The 15,866-nt window shown below is 40.7% G+C and carries 18 protein-coding genes; 16 read left to right on the top strand and 2 right to left on the bottom strand.

The features are described 5' to 3' along the window. Positions 1–97 precede the first annotated feature (97 nt). The 16 genes from WCX87_RS09550 (at position 98) to WCX87_RS09475 (ending at position 14,635) form a co-directional block, all read left to right on the top strand. A complete protein-coding gene (locus WCX87_RS09550; RefSeq protein WP_345979515.1) occupies positions 98–661 on the top strand; it encodes a tetratricopeptide repeat protein in 564 nt (187 codons plus the stop codon). Further along, on the top strand, positions 658–1,404 hold the full coding sequence (locus WCX87_RS09545; RefSeq protein ID WP_345979514.1) for an NYN domain-containing protein: 747 nt from the start codon (positions 658–660) through the stop codon (positions 1,402–1,404). Before WCX87_RS09550 ends, WCX87_RS09545 begins: the two co-directional genes overlap by 4 nt. Further along, complete coding sequence (locus tag WCX87_RS09540; protein WP_345979512.1) at positions 1,401–2,123, top strand: Nif3-like dinuclear metal center hexameric protein; 723 nt, start codon at positions 1,401–1,403, stop codon at positions 2,121–2,123. Before WCX87_RS09545 ends, WCX87_RS09540 begins: the two co-directional genes overlap by 4 nt. A gap of 34 nt (positions 2,124–2,157) precedes the next feature. Continuing rightward, positions 2,158–2,874 (top strand): zinc ribbon domain-containing protein, encoded by a 717-nt coding sequence (locus WCX87_RS09535; RefSeq protein ID WP_345979510.1) that lies wholly within the window; start codon positions 2,158–2,160, stop codon positions 2,872–2,874. A gap of 2 nt (positions 2,875–2,876) precedes the next feature. Continuing rightward, positions 2,877–4,040 (top strand): lipid IV(A) 3-deoxy-D-manno-octulosonic acid transferase, encoded by a 1,164-nt coding sequence (gene waaA, locus WCX87_RS09530; RefSeq protein ID WP_345979508.1) that lies wholly within the window; start codon positions 2,877–2,879, stop codon positions 4,038–4,040. 27 nt (positions 4,041–4,067) lie between these two features. Further along, the gene (locus WCX87_RS09525; RefSeq protein WP_345979507.1) at positions 4,068–4,805 is read left to right on the top strand and encodes an RNA pseudouridine synthase; all 738 of its coding nucleotides are present in this window, start codon (positions 4,068–4,070) and stop codon (positions 4,803–4,805) included. 59 nt (positions 4,806–4,864) lie between these two features. Continuing rightward, a complete protein-coding gene (gene ffh, locus WCX87_RS09520; protein WP_345979505.1) occupies positions 4,865–6,217 on the top strand; it encodes a signal recognition particle protein in 1,353 nt (450 codons plus the stop codon). 173 nt (positions 6,218–6,390) lie between these two features. After that, positions 6,391–6,618, top strand: a complete 228-nt coding sequence (gene rpsP, locus WCX87_RS09515) for a 30S ribosomal protein S16 (RefSeq protein WP_345979503.1) — start codon at positions 6,391–6,393, stop codon at positions 6,616–6,618. 2 nt (positions 6,619–6,620) lie between these two features. Then, positions 6,621–6,860, top strand: a complete 240-nt coding sequence (locus WCX87_RS09510; protein WP_345979501.1) for a KH domain-containing protein — start codon at positions 6,621–6,623, stop codon at positions 6,858–6,860. Next, the gene (gene rimM, locus WCX87_RS09505) at positions 6,841–7,380 is read left to right on the top strand and encodes a ribosome maturation factor RimM (RefSeq protein WP_345979499.1); all 540 of its coding nucleotides are present in this window, start codon (positions 6,841–6,843) and stop codon (positions 7,378–7,380) included. Before WCX87_RS09510 ends, rimM begins: the two co-directional genes overlap by 20 nt. Positions 7,381–7,392: 12 nt before the next feature. Next, positions 7,393–8,097, top strand: coding sequence for a tRNA (guanosine(37)-N1)-methyltransferase TrmD (trmD, locus tag WCX87_RS09500; RefSeq protein WP_345979497.1), 705 nt, complete (start codon positions 7,393–7,395; stop codon positions 8,095–8,097). Next, a complete protein-coding gene (gene rplS, locus WCX87_RS09495; protein WP_345979496.1) occupies positions 8,087–8,446 on the top strand; it encodes a 50S ribosomal protein L19 in 360 nt (119 codons plus the stop codon). The genes trmD and rplS overlap by 11 nt, the downstream gene beginning before the upstream one ends. Positions 8,447–8,586: 140 nt before the next feature. After that, entirely contained in the window at positions 8,587–9,216 is a 630-nt protein-coding gene (locus tag WCX87_RS09490) for a TetR/AcrR family transcriptional regulator (protein WP_345979494.1), read from the top strand. Further along, positions 9,216–10,484 (top strand): TolC family protein, encoded by a 1,269-nt coding sequence (locus WCX87_RS09485; RefSeq protein ID WP_345979492.1) that lies wholly within the window; start codon positions 9,216–9,218, stop codon positions 10,482–10,484. Before WCX87_RS09490 ends, WCX87_RS09485 begins: the two co-directional genes overlap by 1 nt. Further along, on the top strand, positions 10,481–11,530 hold the full coding sequence (locus WCX87_RS09480; RefSeq protein ID WP_345979490.1) for an efflux transporter periplasmic adaptor subunit: 1,050 nt from the start codon (positions 10,481–10,483) through the stop codon (positions 11,528–11,530). Before WCX87_RS09485 ends, WCX87_RS09480 begins: the two co-directional genes overlap by 4 nt. Before the next feature lie 3 nt (positions 11,531–11,533). Further along, positions 11,534–14,635 carry an efflux RND transporter permease subunit gene (locus WCX87_RS09475; protein WP_345979489.1) on the top strand — a complete coding sequence of 1,034 codons (3,102 nt, stop codon included), beginning with the start codon at positions 11,534–11,536 and terminating at the stop codon, positions 14,633–14,635. Here the strand turns inward: WCX87_RS09475 and smpB are convergent. Next, positions 14,632–15,084, bottom strand: a complete 453-nt coding sequence (gene smpB, locus WCX87_RS09470; protein WP_345979487.1) for an SsrA-binding protein SmpB — start codon at positions 15,082–15,084, stop codon at positions 14,632–14,634. The two genes, WCX87_RS09475 and smpB, sit on opposite strands and share 4 nt — an antisense overlap. After that, on the bottom strand, positions 15,077–15,865 hold the full coding sequence (locus WCX87_RS09465; RefSeq protein ID WP_345979485.1) for a 4-(cytidine 5'-diphospho)-2-C-methyl-D-erythritol kinase: 789 nt from the start codon (positions 15,863–15,865) through the stop codon (positions 15,077–15,079). The genes smpB and WCX87_RS09465 overlap by 8 nt, the downstream gene beginning before the upstream one ends. Position 15,866: the final 1 nt, after the last annotated feature.

Genomic DNA, 15,866 nt, shown 5'->3' with positions numbered 1-15,866 from the left:
ATTGAATTTTACTTATTATATCGTAGAGATGGTTACAAACAGGTTATAATAACGAAAAAGGAACCTTATGACAATATTTCAAATTCTAATGTTAGGCATGGCAGCATTTTTTTCATATAAAGTCTATCAGCATGTGCAAAATTTAGAAGACAACGATCAAAATGATAAACCGACTCCGCGTTCACAAAACGGTTTCTCTCCGTTTGATCCCGAACAGTTGGTGAAAAAAGCGGATGAGGCTTTTATGGCGGGTGACCTTCAAAAAGCTTTTGCACTTTTGGATGAAGCGAATGTAAAAGATCCGAGCAACCCTGACATCCTTGGAAAGATGGGATATATCTCGGCACAAGAGGAGAGAGATAATGAAGCGATCTCCTACTATCAAGAGGCTTTGGGCATTGATAAATATAATGATACAATGCATAACGCATTGGCTTCACTTTTTAGAAAGATCGGTGATTTTCCCAAGGCTGAAGAGCATTATAAAAAAGCTTTAGAGATTGATGATGAGTATGATGTCACATACTTTAATTATGCCAATCTTCTAGTAGATATGAACCAGTATGACGAAGCTTTAAAGATGTACGAAAAAGCGTTGGAGTTAAACCCTGAACTCGAAGAAGCAAAAGCAGAGATACAAAAGATCAAGGATAGAGTTTGAGCAGTGAACAAAAAAAATTAGCCGTACTTATAGATGCAGATAACTCACAGCCCAAGATCATCGAAGGACTTCTTGACGAGATAGCAAACTACGGTGTCGCAAGTGTTAAGAGGATCTACGGTGACTGGACAGATACAAAACTCAAAGGATGGAAAAACGCACTTCTCGAACACGGTATCCATCCTATGCAGCAGTTTGCATACACAACGGGAAAAAATGCGACCGATTCTGCGATGATCATCGACGCGATGGACCTTTTGTATGCACAAAACTTCGACGGTTTTTGTATAGTCTCAAGCGACAGCGATTTTACACGTCTGGCGTCAAGGATCAGAGAGAGCGGACTTACTGTTTACGGATTCGGAGAGAAAAAGACACCCAAATCGTTTATGAGTGCGTGTGACAAGTTTATCTATACGGAGAACCTGAGAAATGACGAGATCGAAGAGACCGGAAAACCAGTAAAATCAAAAGAGATAAAAGATATATCAAAAGATATAAGACTTTTAGCGATCCTGCGTAATGCAGTCGATGACACATCTGATTATACGGGATGGTCTTATCTGGGTTCTGTAGGACAGAAGATCGTCAACAAGATACCTGAATTCGATTCCCGTAATTACGGCTTTAAAAAGCTTGTCGATCTGATGCAGAGCACCGATATGTTCGAGTTTAAAGAGGAGTCCGGCTTTAAGACAAAAGCGGTTTACGTAAGATGTAAACGTACAAGGAGTTATGCATGAAAACGATAGATATCTATAACTTTTTAGATGAGATCTCACCCTTTGAACTACAGGAAAGCTGGGATAACTCGGGACTTCTTCTTGGTGATCTGAACGAAGAGGTAGACAAAGTATATCTCAGTATCGATGTGGATGAAAAACTGATAGAGGAGATGGATGAGAACTCTCTGCTTATTACGCATCATCCGCTTATTTTCGGCGGGATTAAACAACTTCAGTTCAATCAATATCCGGCACATCTCATAAGAAAGATGGTACAAAAAAATATCTCGAATATCGCTATGCATACAAATTTTGACCAGACACATCTAAATGAATATGTCGCGACAAAAGTACTCGGTTTGGAGATAGTAAAAAAAGAGGGTTTTATAGCTTATATGGAAGTTGATGAGAAATTTGATGATTTTGCACACAAAATCTCTGAAGCTTTCGGGTTGCCGCATGTAAAATGTGTAAAAGCTCATGAACGTATCAAAACCGTTGCACTTACAACCGGCTCGGGAGCTTCATTAATGCGCTCCATAGATGCTGACTGCTTTTTAACAGGTGACATAAAATATCATGATGCAATGGAAGCAAAAACCATAAATTTATCGATGATCGACATCGGTCATTATGAAAGTGAACAATTTTTTGGAAAAATTTTAGCAACATATTTGGAAAATTTAGGATTAGCGGTTATAATTTCACAATCAAAAAACCCTTTCACATATATATAGGGATATTGTCGCACCGCATCCAAAAAGGAAATAGATGAACAAACACTTAAAACAACTAATAGACCTCTCAGAAGTTGACAAAGAGATAGACGCTTTTGAACCTCAGATAGACGAGGTTAACTATAAGTATGAAGCAGCTCTTGCAACAAAAGACAATTTAGACAATGAGATCTCATCTTTAGAAGAAGAGATGAAAAATGAAGAGTTGAAAAAACACAAAAACGAGCTTCATTTAGCTGAACTTTCTGCAAAGCTTGAAGAAAACAAGAAAAAAGCTGCAGAAATAAAAACTGAACGTGAGATGAAATCTTTACAACTTGAAGAAGAGATCGCTAAAGAGCAGGTCACTTTTGCTAATGAAGAGATCGTACGTTTAGATAAACTGATCACAGCAAAAAAAGAGAAGCTTGAAGAGTTGACTCAGACAAGAAATGAGTTAGACGCAAACTTGTCAGCGATCAAAGCTGATGTTGATGAAAAACTTGCAAGCATTGAAAAAGCTCGTCATGAGGTTTTTGCAAGAAAAGAGAAACTTGTAGGCGGGATGAACCAAAAAGGTCTTGCTTTTTATCAAAAGATTCGTCGCTGGGCTAAAAACACTACGGCAGTTGCAGTAAAAGAACAAGCATGTATGGGATGTTTTATGCATGTAAACGATAAAGTTTATGCGGACGTTATCAAAGGTGAAGAGATCGTTACATGTCCACACTGTGGTCGTATATTATATATGGCCGAGGGCGAAGAAGCATAGGCTTGAGGCCATTTTCCTTCATCTATTATATCTTAAGCGTAGTGCTCTATATTCTGGCACTGCCGCTTTTGATATCTTTGTCTTTTAAACAAAAATACAAAGAGTCTATCCCATCACGTTTTTTTCTTTTTAACAATCCAAGATTTAAAAATAGTAACGGTATATGGTTTCATGTCTGTTCGCTTGGCGAAAGCAGAGCACTTAAACCGATTCTAGACAGTATCGACAAAGAGAATGTCAAGATAACCACCATCACACAAACCGGACAAAATGAAGCAAAGAAGTATGGAGTCGATCTAAGATATCTTCCGTATGAGATGTTTCTGCCGTTTTGGATCAAACCGCAAAAGATGGTGGTAGTGCTCGAAGCGGAGTTTTGGTATATGCTTTTTGCCGTAGTGGCAGCAAGAGGCGGGAAAGTCGTGCTTTTAAATGCGCGTATCTCAGATAAAAGCGTTAAAAAGTATATGAAGATGGGCTGGTTTTACAGACGCCTGCTGGCAAACGTCGATAAGATCTTTTGCCAAAGCGAGATCGATGCATTTCGTTTTGAGACGTTGGGTGCTAAAGATATAGAGATAGTCGGAAACATCAAACTGGCTCAAAAGATCGAAAGCACAAAAGAGTATGAGAAACCGGACATCACTACCATAGTCGCGGCAAGTACTCACGATGGTGAAGAGAAGGTAGTCTTAGAGGGCTATAAAGAGTATATAAAAAACAATGCAGCCAAGCTCATAGTCGTTCCGCGTCATCCTGAAAGATTTGAAGCGGTATATAAGATCTTGGTTGAATTTTGTAATCAGAACAGCTTACATGTAAACCGTTTCAGTGAAGATAAAAGTTTATCTACAGAGATCGTTTTAGTAGATATGATGGGTGAACTCAACAACATCTATAAGATAAGCGATATCGCAGTCTTAGGCGGAGCGTTTAAAGAGGATGTCGGCGGGCATAATCCGCTCGAACCGGCTCATTTTGGGTGTAAGATCATAACAGGTAAACATTTTCACGATCAAAAAGAGCTGTTTAAGTATGTCCATCATGTTCAGTACATCGAAAACGATGAACTTTGCAATGCGTTGGAAGAGGCACAGAATCTACCTCCTTCATCTGTAGATGAGCAGATAGATTTGGATAGAGTGATAAAATACATAGAGAGTTAAAACAGGATTTTACTCAAGGAATTAAAAATGGAAAAAGATAAAGCATATAAAGTATTGGCAGCCCAAGAGGGGATCTCGAATAACGAGGCAAAATCTCTTATAGACAGAGGTCTTGTCTACGCAGGCAATAAAAAAGTGATGATCGCCCGCGGAGATATCGATACTAAGACAAAGTTCAGAGTTGAAAAGATCGAAAAGATCAGACCTATTTTTGAAAACGATGACTTGATAGTCGTAGACAAACCGGCATTTGTAAACTCAGACGAAGTTGAGCGTCAGTTTAAAGGCGCGAAACTTCTTCACAGACTTGACCGTGAGACAAGCGGTGTTTTGATGCTTGTGAAAAATGAAGAGTTCCGTGAAAAAGCGATCAAAGAGTTTAAAAAAGACACTGTATATAAAGAGTACTCGGCTTGGATCGACGGTATCTTGGTAGAGAGTGTCGATATCGACAAAGGTATCATCACTGAGAAGAAGAACAACAAGGCTTATTCAAAAGTCTCTAAAAAGGGAAAACCTGCACGTACCGAGGTCACACCTGAGATCGTAAGCGGCAAAAAGACGAAGGTGAAGTGTGTGATCCATCACGGACGTACACACCAGATCCGTGCGCACTTAAGAAGCATCGATTTTCCGATCATCGGAGATGAGCAGTACGGCGGAAGACGTTACAAGCGTGTGATGCTTCATGCGAGAAAAGTAGTACTGTTGGGGATGACTTTCGAGGCTCCAGAACCGACAGCATTTAAGCACTTTGAATCATAAATTTTTCTAAGCAAGCTTTTGATACAATTTGACACTTTAAATATATTTAGGATAGTTTTATGTTTGATACATTGACCGACTCGTTTACATCTGCAATAAAAAAGATACGTTTTCATGATGATGAAAAGTCTCTTACAAAAGCAACGGGAGAGCTTAAAAAAGCTCTTTTAAAAGCTGATGTAAATCACAAAGTTGTAAAAGACCTAATACAAAATGTAGAGCTAAAGACAAAGCTAAAAGGGATCGGAAAAGATCAGTTCCTTGAAGCTTTAAGAGAGACTCTATACTCTCTTCTTGAAGTCGGCGGGAACAAAGGCTTCATTTTTGCACCGAATCCTCCGACAGTCATCCTTATGACAGGTCTTCAAGGTTCAGGGAAAACTACGACTACTGGAAAACTTGCACTTTATCTTAAAAACAAAAAGAAAAGAGTCCTAGTCGTTGCAGCCGATCTACAGCGTTTAGCAGCAGTCGAACAGCTTCGTCAGATAACTTCAAAGATCGAAGTAGAACTGTATGAAGATGAAGCAAATAAGAACCCTGTAGAGGTCGTAAAAGCGGCGCTGGCATATGCGGACACAAAACTTTTTGATGTCGTTCTTATAGATACGGCAGGCCGTCTGGCGATCGATGAAGAGTTGATGAGTGAGCTAAAAGAGGTTAAAACAGTTGCAAAACCTGACGAGATCTTTTATGTAGCCGATTCACTTACCGGTCAAGACTCGGTCAAAACTGCTATCAGCTTTAAAGAGCAGATAGGTATCGACGGGGTTATATTAAGTAAATACGACGGTGATTCAAAAGGCGGTGTCGCACTTGGACTTTCATCTCAGGTAGAAGTCCCTCTTCGTTTTATCGGTAGCGGTGAAAAGATGGAAGACCTTGAGGTCTTTATCCCGGAACGTATCGTAAACCGTCTAATGGGTCTTGGAGACATCGAAGGTCTGGCTGAAAAAACGGCTAATATCATCGATGAGAAACAAGCTAAAGCGATGACCAAAAAGATCAAAAAAGGTCAGTTTAATTTCAATGACTTTTTAGAGCAGATGGAAAGTATGAAAAAGATGGGAAGTATGAAATCTCTCATCGGTATGATCCCGGGTATGTCAGGTATGGCAGGAGCATTAAAAGACTTTGATCTGGATAACTCGCAAGAGCTGAAGCAGATCAAAGCGATGGTCTCGTCAATGACTCCAAAAGAGCGTGAGGACCCTGAACTTTTAAACAACTCTAGAAAACAGAGAATAGCACAAGGATGCGGACTTAGCCAAGCTGAGGTAAACCGTGTGTTAAAACAGTTTAAAAATGCGGGTAAGATGGCTAAGAAGTTCTCTAGCAAAAAAGGGATGCAGGATCTGCAGAACATGATGAGCCAGATGGGCGGCGGCGGATTGAACGCCCTGAGAAGATAACTTTACTTTTACTAAAAATTTTAGTACAATTGCGTTATCGTTTTGGCTCTCAAAATAATCCCTCTGTGATTGTGAGCTGTATATAACGCCAAAAGGCGGTAAGAGGCATCATAAAACTACTATAATTTTATTTTGCGACATTCCCCTATACTATATTATTCCAAGGAAAACTAATGACAACAATTAGACTTACTCGTATGGGTCGTAACAAAAAACCATTTTACCGTATCGTGGTAACAGATTCTCGTAAACGTAGAGATGGTGGATGGATCGAACTAATCGGACACTACAATCCAATGAACGAAGAAAAAACATTGAAATTTGATGCTGAGCGTCTTGACTACTGGTTAAGCGTTGGTGCTAAAATGAGTGACCGCGTTAAAAAAATCACTGGTAAATAATAATGATAACTAACTTCGTCGCTGAATTTGCCCGTTTAATAGCAACATATCCAAATGAGATTAAGGTGGAGTCAAAAGAGAGCGACGATTTAGTAGAGATCGTACTCTATGCCAATCAAGTAGACGTTGGTAAACTGATAGGTAAAGAGGGCAAGATGATCGGTGCGATCAAGACAGTGATCTCTGGCTGTAAAGCTAAAGATGGTAAGAGTTACCGTATAAATGTCGAACCGATCAGATAAACTCCTTCATATCGCCACTATAGGCAAGGCCGTTGGTCTTGGCGGCGATATGAAACTTCATATTAAAAGTGATTTCCCCGAACAATTCGTAAAAGGTGCAAAATTTTTTATAAGTAAAAATCGCACTATCGAACTCTCAAAAGTAGATCATGACCGTTCTCTTATAAAGATCGTCGGTGTCAATAATCCGGAAGACGCAAAACGTTTTACGAATGAAAAGATCTATACGACGTATGAAGACACAAGAAAAAATATAGACCTCCAAGAGGGTCAGTATTTTTACTTTGATATCGAAGATTGTCAAGTCTATGAAAATGGACAGCTTTTGGGTGTAGTGGATGAGGTCGATCGTATCGGTGCTACCGACTATCTGACAGTTATTACTGATATCTCGTTAGTAGAAAAAGATCTTCCGAAATCTTTTTTGATTCCCTACCAAGATCATTTTGTCATCTCGGTAGATATCGATAAAAAGATAATAGAAGTCAACGGCGGACTTGATATCTTAAAAGCATCATAAAAAAGAGAGATCATGCGTTTTACCTTTGTCACTCTTTTTTCTAATCTGATAGATGGATACTTCCAAGACTCTATTCTTTCACGTGCGATAGAAAAAGATCTTTTTAGTATCAACTATGTCAATCCGAGAGACTTTAGTGATTCAAAACACAAAAAAGTCGACGATACTGCATTTGGCGGTGGGGCAGGGATGCTTATGTCTCCTCAGCCTCTTTATGATACTTTAGACAGTATAAAAGAAGAGGACGAGGATGCTTATGTGATCTTTGTCACTCCCGTTGCAAAAAGATTTGTACAAAACGATGCAAAACGTCTGGCAAATAAAAAACATATTGTTTTTGTAAGCGGTAGATATGAAGGTATCGATGAGAGAGTGATAGAAGAGTATGCGGATGAGGTCTTTAGCATAGGCGATTACATTCTTACAGGCGGCGAACTGCCGTCATTAGTGATGTGTGACGCTATTGTGAGAAACATCGACGGAGTACTTGGAAACAGTGAATCTTTGGAAGTCGAGAGCTTCGAAAGTGAGCTGTTAGAAGCCCCGTCTTTTACCAAACCGCAAATTTATAAAGAAAAAAATGTCCCATCAGAATTTTTAAAGGGAAATCATAGTAAAATTCGCACACTAAAATTTGCTTTATCAGAATGTAAAACCTCTTTTTTTCGTCCGGGTAGGCATTTGAAGCATAATACAAGGAAATCTTATGAGAAATAAGTATATTGAAAATTTCGAAAAAGCACAAACAGCTGAGAAAAACATTCCAGATTTTCGTGCTGGTGATACTGTTCGTTTAGCGGTAACTATTAAAGAGGGTGATAAAACTCGTGTTCAAAATTACGAAGGTGTTTGTATAGCAATTCGTGGTGAGGGAACTGGTAGAACTATCACTGTTCGTAAAATTGGCGCTAACGGTGTTGGAATAGAGAGAATCTTCCCAATCTATACTGATAGCATCAACGAGATAACTGTTATCCGTCGCGGTCGTGTACGTCGTGCGAAACTGTTCTATCTTCGTGATCTTGCAGGTAAAAAAGCTCGTATTAAAGAACTTAGAAGAAAATAATTCTTCTAAGTACCCCCTTCAACTTCTTCCAAACTATTTAACAATCAAAAACTAACACAACTTTATAAAAATACATTTTATTGTATTTTCTCTATTTTTTATATATAATTAACTAACTAGTTAGTTAATTAAGGGTCAATATGTCAAAACAAAAACGTGATGCAGAAGCTACAAAGGCAAAGATCATCGAAAATTCTATGATGCTCTTTTCAAAAAACGGCTTCGATGCTACGACGGTAGATGAGATAGCTAATGTAAGCGATGTCAACAAAGCACTTATCTACTACTACTTTAAGAACAAAGCAGGGCTTTATGAGATCGTGATGAACGAGGTACTCTCAGCGATCTATACAAAGGTCATTGAAGCAAATAAAATATGTAAGAGCCCTATCGATGAGCTTGAGGCTTTTATCAAGACCTATGCCGAGTTTGCAAATAAGCAGCCTTATTTTCCCGCACTGCTTTTAAGAGAGCTGAGTGATAACGGAGCACATATCCCTGAGATGATGTTTTCAAGTATGAGAAAGCTCTTTAAGCTTTTAAGCGAGATACTTAAAAAAGGCGAGGAAGAGGGTGTATTTAAAAACGTGATCCCTATGGTCATCCACTTTATGATTATAGGAACGGTAAACCTTTTGGTGACGACTGCTCCACTTCGAAAAAAAGCGGCTCAGATGACAGATGAGATTAATACATGCAGTGATTGTCCTATGGATGAGATATCTGATTATATATTTGAAAAGATAAAACTTATGCTGGAGGTTAAGTAATGAAAAGAGCACTCTTATCATTGATAGTCCCGTTCGCTCTGAATGCACAGACGATGAGTGGACTTTTCGATGCACTCAAATCGCATTCACAGACCAAGTCTGATGAGATACTTGTAAAAATGACTCAGATACACGAAGATCAGGCGTATTCAAAGCTCTATCCCCAAGTCAATCTGTTTGCAAAATATGACAACTATTCGCTTCCTACGGGGATGATACCTTTAGCCCCTAATCATATGCTCGCTTTGGTAACGACAAAAAAGCCGCAGCCGTTTAGTTATAACATCTACGCAGCAGGTGTGTCTGCAACGATGCCTATCTTTGTAAAGTCTATATTTACTACGGCGGACAAAGCAAAAGCGATGCAGCAGAGTGCAAAGGCAAAGAAAAGGATCAACCTTATAAAAAATGAAGCCGTCTTAGTGGGTGCAAATGCAAATCTGATATATCTAAATGTTCTTGGCACAGCGCTTGAAGGGAAAAAAAGATCACTACTGGAAACAAAAAAGACAGTAGAGATAAAAGTCGAAAATGGCCGTGCTGCAGCATCAGCTCTTTATATGATAAACGACAGATTAAACCAGATAGATATCGCAAATAACAATATAGATATCCAAAAGAAAACCGTTATAAGTACCATAGAAACTTTGACGGGAATCACACTTGATGATGCCGTGATGATGCAGCAAACAGGAGAGATCACAAAAAACGCTCTGGAATCTTTAAAGCCGATGCGTGAAAAGATAAAAGCAGACAGATTGGATCTCAGAGCGCAAAAAGAGAAGTTGTACCCTTCACTGTATGCACATGGAAGTTATGTCAAAAGCTACGGCGAGTCTTATAACAGTTATGACTCTGTCGATGAAGAGTACGGTGATGTCGGAGTGGTACTTAATATCCCGATATTTGCGATGAGTCAGTATGATAATATCTCTTTAGCGCAGATTGAAGTAAATGCGGGTGAGATAGAGCTGCAAAAACTAAGCGATGAGCTTGCATCAAAAGCAAAGATGTTAGAGGAGTCTCTGCCTCTCTTAGAAAATTCGAAAAAATTGTATACAAAGAGCATAGAGGAGAAGAAAAAACTTCTTGAGATCGCAAAACTAAACTACACGAATGCAAGACTCTCGACCGAAGAGTATCTCAGATATGAGGATGATGTAGTCCAAGAGGAAGCAAACCTATACAAAACCCAGGCGACGTCGTGGCAGACGCTAATGCAGTTAGCCGTTATATATGCAAACAATATTGAGGAGATAGTAAAATGAGTAAAGCAGTAAAAATAGCGATAGGCGCAGCAGTTGCAATCGCACTTATCATCGCAGGTGTAAAGACGATCAAAAAGGCAAAGGCTAAAGATGCTGCTGCTCCGCAGGCTGTAATATACTCTATAGTGGTTCAAAAGATGAGTCCGAAGATTGTGCCTGCAAAGCTGACTCTGCCGTATCTTGCAGAGGTCAGTAACGACAAGGACGTAAAGCTCTCTTCACGCATTGCTGCCAGGATCGTAAGTATCAAGTCAAGCGGCTTACATGTAAGCAAAGGTGAGATCATCGCAAGGCTCGATACCACTGCGATAGAGAGTAATCTCTCTAGTGTGAACGAGCAGTTAAAAGCGGCAGAGGTCTCACTTGCAAACCTCGAAGCGACACATCAAAGGACAGAGCAGCTTTTAAAAGTGCAGGGTGCTTCCATAGAGGAGTCGCAAAAAGAGTCGAGTGCCATAGCAAATGCCCAGGCACAGATAGCATCGCTAAAACAAAAAGCGATAGAGCTGAACAACAGCCTCTCTTATGCGACTATCACATCTCCGGTCGAGGGTGTTATAACAAAGACGTTTGATAACGAGGGTGCGGTCAGTATGCCGGGTAAACCGCTTATAAACATAAGTGCGAAGAACGGATTTTACCTGATGGTAAGAGTTCCAAGCGATCTTAAGATAAAGGGTGTCGTGTTTAACTCTAAGACCTATGACGCAATACCTCTAGGAAGTACATCGGCAGGTCTTGCAGAGTACAAGGTGTACGTCGGAGCTGACAATTTGACAAGTGGAGACAGGATAGAGGTCGATGTAGTCGTATTTGACGCCAAAGCGACACTTCTTCCGTTTGACGCACTGCTAAACAGAGAGGGTAAAAGCTATGTACTGGTCATCAAGGGAAGTCATGCGGCTGCCGAAGAGGTACACATCATACAAAGTGCACAGCAGGGTGTTGTCATTAAAGAAGCGTTAGAGGGCAAAGATATTGTCGTGGCAAAGCCTGATATCCTCTTAAGACTGACAAGCGGTTATGCCTTAAAAGTAAAGGAATAGCCTATGATATTCGAGTATTTTTACAAACGGCCTTATCTGCTTTACTCCCTCATCGCAGCATTTTTCGTTATGGGGATCATCGCACTGGTAACGCTCCCTAAAAACCTTTTTCCCGATGCAAATCCTCCTCAGGTCATCGTGATAACAAAAGTCCCGGGTGCAACCGCGCAGGTTGTAGCCAGCACGGTATCAAAGCCGATAGAGGAGGAGATATCCCGTTTGGGTCTGGTAACGGATGTGAGCAGTATCAACGTGGCAAACTTCTCTATCGTTAAAGCTGATTTTGACTATAAAAAGGGACTTAATGCCGCAGCTGTGGATGTCGCAAATGCGCTCTCAATCGCAAAAGCAAAACTTCCCTCTGGGATGACTCCTGCGATCTACACCGCAGGTGACTTTACACTTCCTGTGGATGTGATATCGCTGAGTCCGAAAAACTCCAATATCGATCTGGCAGATATCCGCAAGATCGCGGACAGTTTCATAAAGCCCTATCTTTTAAGCAATGAAAGCATAGGAAATGTCGAGGTGTTCGGCGGATATGAAAGCTCCATAAACATAGAGGTCGATCCCTTTAAAGCAAAAAGATACGGTGTGAATTTTGAGACGATAACAAAATCACTTCAGGTCTTAAACCGCGATATGCCTTTAGGATTTATCAAAGGGGATAACGATTTTTACACCGTGACTTTTTACGGTGAAAAAGACAATATAGAAAAGTTAAAACAGCTTCCGATACTCCCAAATGTCAAGCTTAGCGATGTGGCTGATGTCAGCTGGAGTTATAAAAAGCGCACTAGCGGTTACATCGGAAACGGTAAAGATGCGATCGCGCTGGCGGTGCAGCGTGCACCTGGCGGGAGTGTCTTGGATGTTAGTAAAGCGACACGTAAAGAGATGAAAAAACTGGAATCACAGTACCCAAATATCAGCTTCGAGATAAGCGATACGCAAAGAGATCTGATAGAACAGGCAAATACCAATATGCTCGAAGCTTTAAAAGATGCCGTAATCTATACGCTTTTAGTGATCATGATATTTCTGGGGAACTTTAGAGCTATTATCGCTGCGGGTCTCTCCATCCCTATGGTGTTTTTCTCTACGATGGCGATCATCTGGCTTACAGGCGGAGAGCTGAATATAGTCATCTATACGGCTATCATACTAGCCCTTGGGATGCTGACAGATGATGCGGTCGTGATCCTTGAAAACATAGAAAGGCATCTCAAAGAGAAACATGAAGACCTTAAGACTGCCGTCAAAAACGGGACAAGAGAGGTACTCAGTCCGATATTTGCAGGAACGATTGCAACGATCGTCATCCTTTTTCCTCTTATGTTCGTGGGCGGATTTCCGCAGAAGATATTCAGACCACTGATAGAAACGCTTATCATCGCTCTTTTAGTGAGTTATTTCCTATCTATCACTTTTATACCGCTTCTTTCTATGTGGCTTTATAAAAACGGAACGGGCAAGACTAAGATAGAGAATATCTTTGAGCTTATCTATCAAAAGACGATAGGAAGGCTGGTGACACCTTATGTGGGGATCATCAGGTTTTCAAACGGAAACTTTAGAGTAGTGCGCCGCATTATGCTGACTGCTGGGGTTATTATAGTACTCGCACTTAGTATGAAAAACATAATGCCTACGATCGGTAAAGACGCAATGCCTCCGATGGATACGGGGATCATAAAAGCACAGGTGGCTTTTAGCACAAATGAAAGTGTTGAGAGTGCAGAGGCAAAGATAAAACCGGTCATAGAATGGATAGACAAACAGCCTTGGGCAAAGATGAGCTCTGTCGCATTTGGAACCGAGGCGGGAGTCCTTAGTCTTGGCAGCGGAAATATCCCTGCTGAAGCGACGATAACCATCAATGCCGTTAATCGTTTTGAGCGTAAAGAGAGCATCTGGGAGCTTGAAAACATCATCAGAGAGAAGATATCCCATATAGAAGGTGTGAAAAGAAACGATGTCTATGATTTTGGAGCTACCGCCGTATCTTCGATCAAGGCTAGTCTGGATGTCAGGCTTCAGTCTCCGGTCGTCGAGGGACTCTCCGATGCATCTCACAAGGTGCAAAAAGCGATAGAGGATGTCCGAGGTCTTACCTCTGTCTCTACAAGCTGGGACAGGGATTTTACGGAGATAGAGCTTGATATCGATGAGAACAAAGCACTCAGCTACGGTGTGACACCTTACCAGATAGCGATGCAGCTTCCGATAAAAGGAGAGGTCGTAGGACTCAATGCGAACTTGGAATCTATGAACACGCAGTTTGTCAGACTTTATCTCAAAGGCAAGTTCTCTGAAAACATCGAGACACTGAGACTTCTTCCGATCAAAACAGCTGCGGGAGAGATACCGCTGGAGCAGATCGCGAAGATCAAACGTCATCTGACGTTTGCAAGGATAGAAAGAGACAAGATGCTTTACAGTCTTGATGTAAACGGCTACCGTGCAAAACGTCCCGTAACGCATATCACGGCAGACGCTGAGACAGCGCTTGCAAAAGCGGGTATAGATGATATACAGATGAGTCAAAGCGGAGATATTGCTCAGATAAATGACAGCTTTAAACGTATGTTAAAAGCGATAGGTCTGGGCATCGTTATGCTTATAATGACGCTTATCGCAATATATCGCTCCGTGAGAATGGCGTTTATTATGATAATCGTCCTGCCTCTCTCGCTTATCGGTGCATCATGGTCGATGCTTATCTTTGAAAAGCCGAGCTGTATGCCGAGTCTGCTTGGGATACTTCTTCTTTTTGGTATCATCATCAAAAATGCGGTACTGTTGATAGATTTTTATCAAGGCTACCGCGCTAACGGTGAGGATGCATATGAGAGTGCGATCGAGTCTGTTAAAGTAAGATTTCGTCCCGTTATGATGACTGCTTTTGGAACGATCGCAGGGATGATCCCAATCGCGCTGGAACAGGCTGTGGGGCTGGAACGTCTGAGTCCGTTAGCAGACGTAGCGATCGGCGGGCTTTTAGTAGGGACGCTTTTAACGCTTGTATATGTGCCGATGTTTGCGTATATATTTGATAAAAAAACAGCTAATGAAAATTTTGAAAGAGCTTCGTTAAAAGGCTAGTAGTCTTTTAACGCTCTTTCTATATCCCTTTTCATATCTTTTTCTTTGAGATCATGACGTTTGTCATGCAGGTTTTTCCCTTTTGCAATGGCGATCTGCAGTTTTGCAAGATTTCTGTTGTTAAGATAGAGTTCTAAAGGGACTATCGTGTAACCGTCTTTTTCTACCGCTTCTTGAAGTTTTTTGAGCTCTTTTTTATGCAGAAGCAGTTTTCTATTGCCTCTCTCTTCATGTCCGAAGTAGTGGTGAGTCGTCTCTAGTTTGCCTATATGGGCATTAAAAAGATATGCCTCACCCTTAACAAAGCGAATGAAACTGTCTTTGAGATTGACTCTTGAAGCACGGATCCCTTTTATCTCGCTTCCGCTGAGCACGAGTCCTGCTTCAAATTTTTCTTCGATATGATAATCATGATAGGCTTTTTTATTTTTTGCTATCGTTTTACCCATTTATATCCTTAACTTCTTTCATATAAAAAAAACTGCTTCCGCTTCCGCTGAAAAAATATCCGCCCTTATAACTCTCTTTGAGCTTCGGATAGTTATGCAGCGCGGGTTTAAAGAGGTCATTTGCCTCATCTATACTGAACTTTTTTAGTATCTCTATCGACTTCATACGTTTTAACTCATCGACTTTGAATCCGTCAATGGGGTTAAAATAAAGCTCTCTGTATGTCTTGTAGACCTGCGGTGTAGATATCTCTATCTTAGGTGTCACTATCTCCAGATCCAACAGTTCTTCATTGAACTTTTCGACTATCTCACCTATACCGCTTACATTTGCACTCTCATAGTCATAGATAAAAAAGGGAACGTCCGCTCCGACTTTTGCTCCGACTTTTGCCAACTCGCTTTTTGAAAGTCCCAGATGCAGGACTTCGTTGCACATTCTTAAAAATGTAGCCGCATCGCTGCTTCCTCCGCCGAGACCTGCAAAAGAGGGTATCTTTTTGTTTACATGTACGGCGTAGTTGCGAAGCAGTTTTGTAAGAGATTCGGACTTTGTGTACTCTTTTAGTGCGATGTATGCTTTATATATCGTATTTTGCTGAGTCTCGCAGTTAAAGTCTCCGATGATCTCAAACTTTTCACTTGTCTTTGGGACAAATGAGAGTTCATCATATAAAGAGGGTACTTTCATAAAACGCGAGATTATCTCATGATAGTCTCCTCTTGTACCCGTGATCTTTAAAAATATATTTACTTTCGCGCAGGCTTTATATATCTTCATA

This window comes from Sulfurimonas sp. HSL3-2, assembly GCF_039645965.1.
GTDB lineage: Bacteria > Campylobacterota > Campylobacteria > Campylobacterales > Sulfurimonadaceae > Hydrocurvibacter > Hydrocurvibacter mobilis.
Note: the sequence above shows the minus strand (reverse complement) of the source record. Positions and strands in the feature narration are given on the sequence as shown.

What these genes read in the sequence shown, in the direction of transcription:
- WCX87_RS09550 (WP_345979515.1), top strand. Translation starts at nt 98, where the DNA reads ATGGCAGCATTTTTTTCATATAAAGTCTATCAGCATGTGCAAAATTTA.
- WCX87_RS09540 (WP_345979512.1), top strand. Translation starts at nt 1,401, where the DNA reads ATGAAAACGATAGATATCTATAACTTTTTAGATGAGATCTCACCCTTT.
- WCX87_RS09535 (WP_345979510.1), top strand. Translation starts at nt 2,158, where the DNA reads ATGAACAAACACTTAAAACAACTAATAGACCTCTCAGAAGTTGACAAA.
- WCX87_RS09525 (WP_345979507.1), top strand. Translation starts at nt 4,068, where the DNA reads ATGGAAAAAGATAAAGCATATAAAGTATTGGCAGCCCAAGAGGGGATC.
- ffh (WP_345979505.1), top strand. Translation starts at nt 4,865, where the DNA reads ATGTTTGATACATTGACCGACTCGTTTACATCTGCAATAAAAAAGATA.
- rpsP (WP_345979503.1), top strand. Translation starts at nt 6,391, where the DNA reads ATGACAACAATTAGACTTACTCGTATGGGTCGTAACAAAAAACCATTT.
- WCX87_RS09510 (WP_345979501.1), top strand. Translation starts at nt 6,621, where the DNA reads ATGATAACTAACTTCGTCGCTGAATTTGCCCGTTTAATAGCAACATAT.
- rimM (WP_345979499.1), top strand. Translation starts at nt 6,841, where the DNA reads ATGTCGAACCGATCAGATAAACTCCTTCATATCGCCACTATAGGCAAG.
- trmD (WP_345979497.1), top strand. Translation starts at nt 7,393, where the DNA reads ATGCGTTTTACCTTTGTCACTCTTTTTTCTAATCTGATAGATGGATAC.
- rplS (WP_345979496.1), top strand. Translation starts at nt 8,087, where the DNA reads ATGAGAAATAAGTATATTGAAAATTTCGAAAAAGCACAAACAGCTGAG.
- WCX87_RS09490 (WP_345979494.1), top strand. Translation starts at nt 8,587, where the DNA reads ATGTCAAAACAAAAACGTGATGCAGAAGCTACAAAGGCAAAGATCATC.
- WCX87_RS09485 (WP_345979492.1), top strand. Translation starts at nt 9,216, where the DNA reads ATGAAAAGAGCACTCTTATCATTGATAGTCCCGTTCGCTCTGAATGCA.
- WCX87_RS09480 (WP_345979490.1), top strand. Translation starts at nt 10,481, where the DNA reads ATGAGTAAAGCAGTAAAAATAGCGATAGGCGCAGCAGTTGCAATCGCA.
- WCX87_RS09475 (WP_345979489.1), top strand. Translation starts at nt 11,534, where the DNA reads ATGATATTCGAGTATTTTTACAAACGGCCTTATCTGCTTTACTCCCTC.
- smpB (WP_345979487.1), bottom strand. Translation starts at nt 15,084, where the DNA reads ATGGGTAAAACGATAGCAAAAAATAAAAAAGCCTATCATGATTATCAT.
- WCX87_RS09465 (WP_345979485.1), bottom strand. Translation starts at nt 15,865, where the DNA reads ATGAAGATATATAAAGCCTGCGCGAAAGTAAATATATTTTTAAAGATC.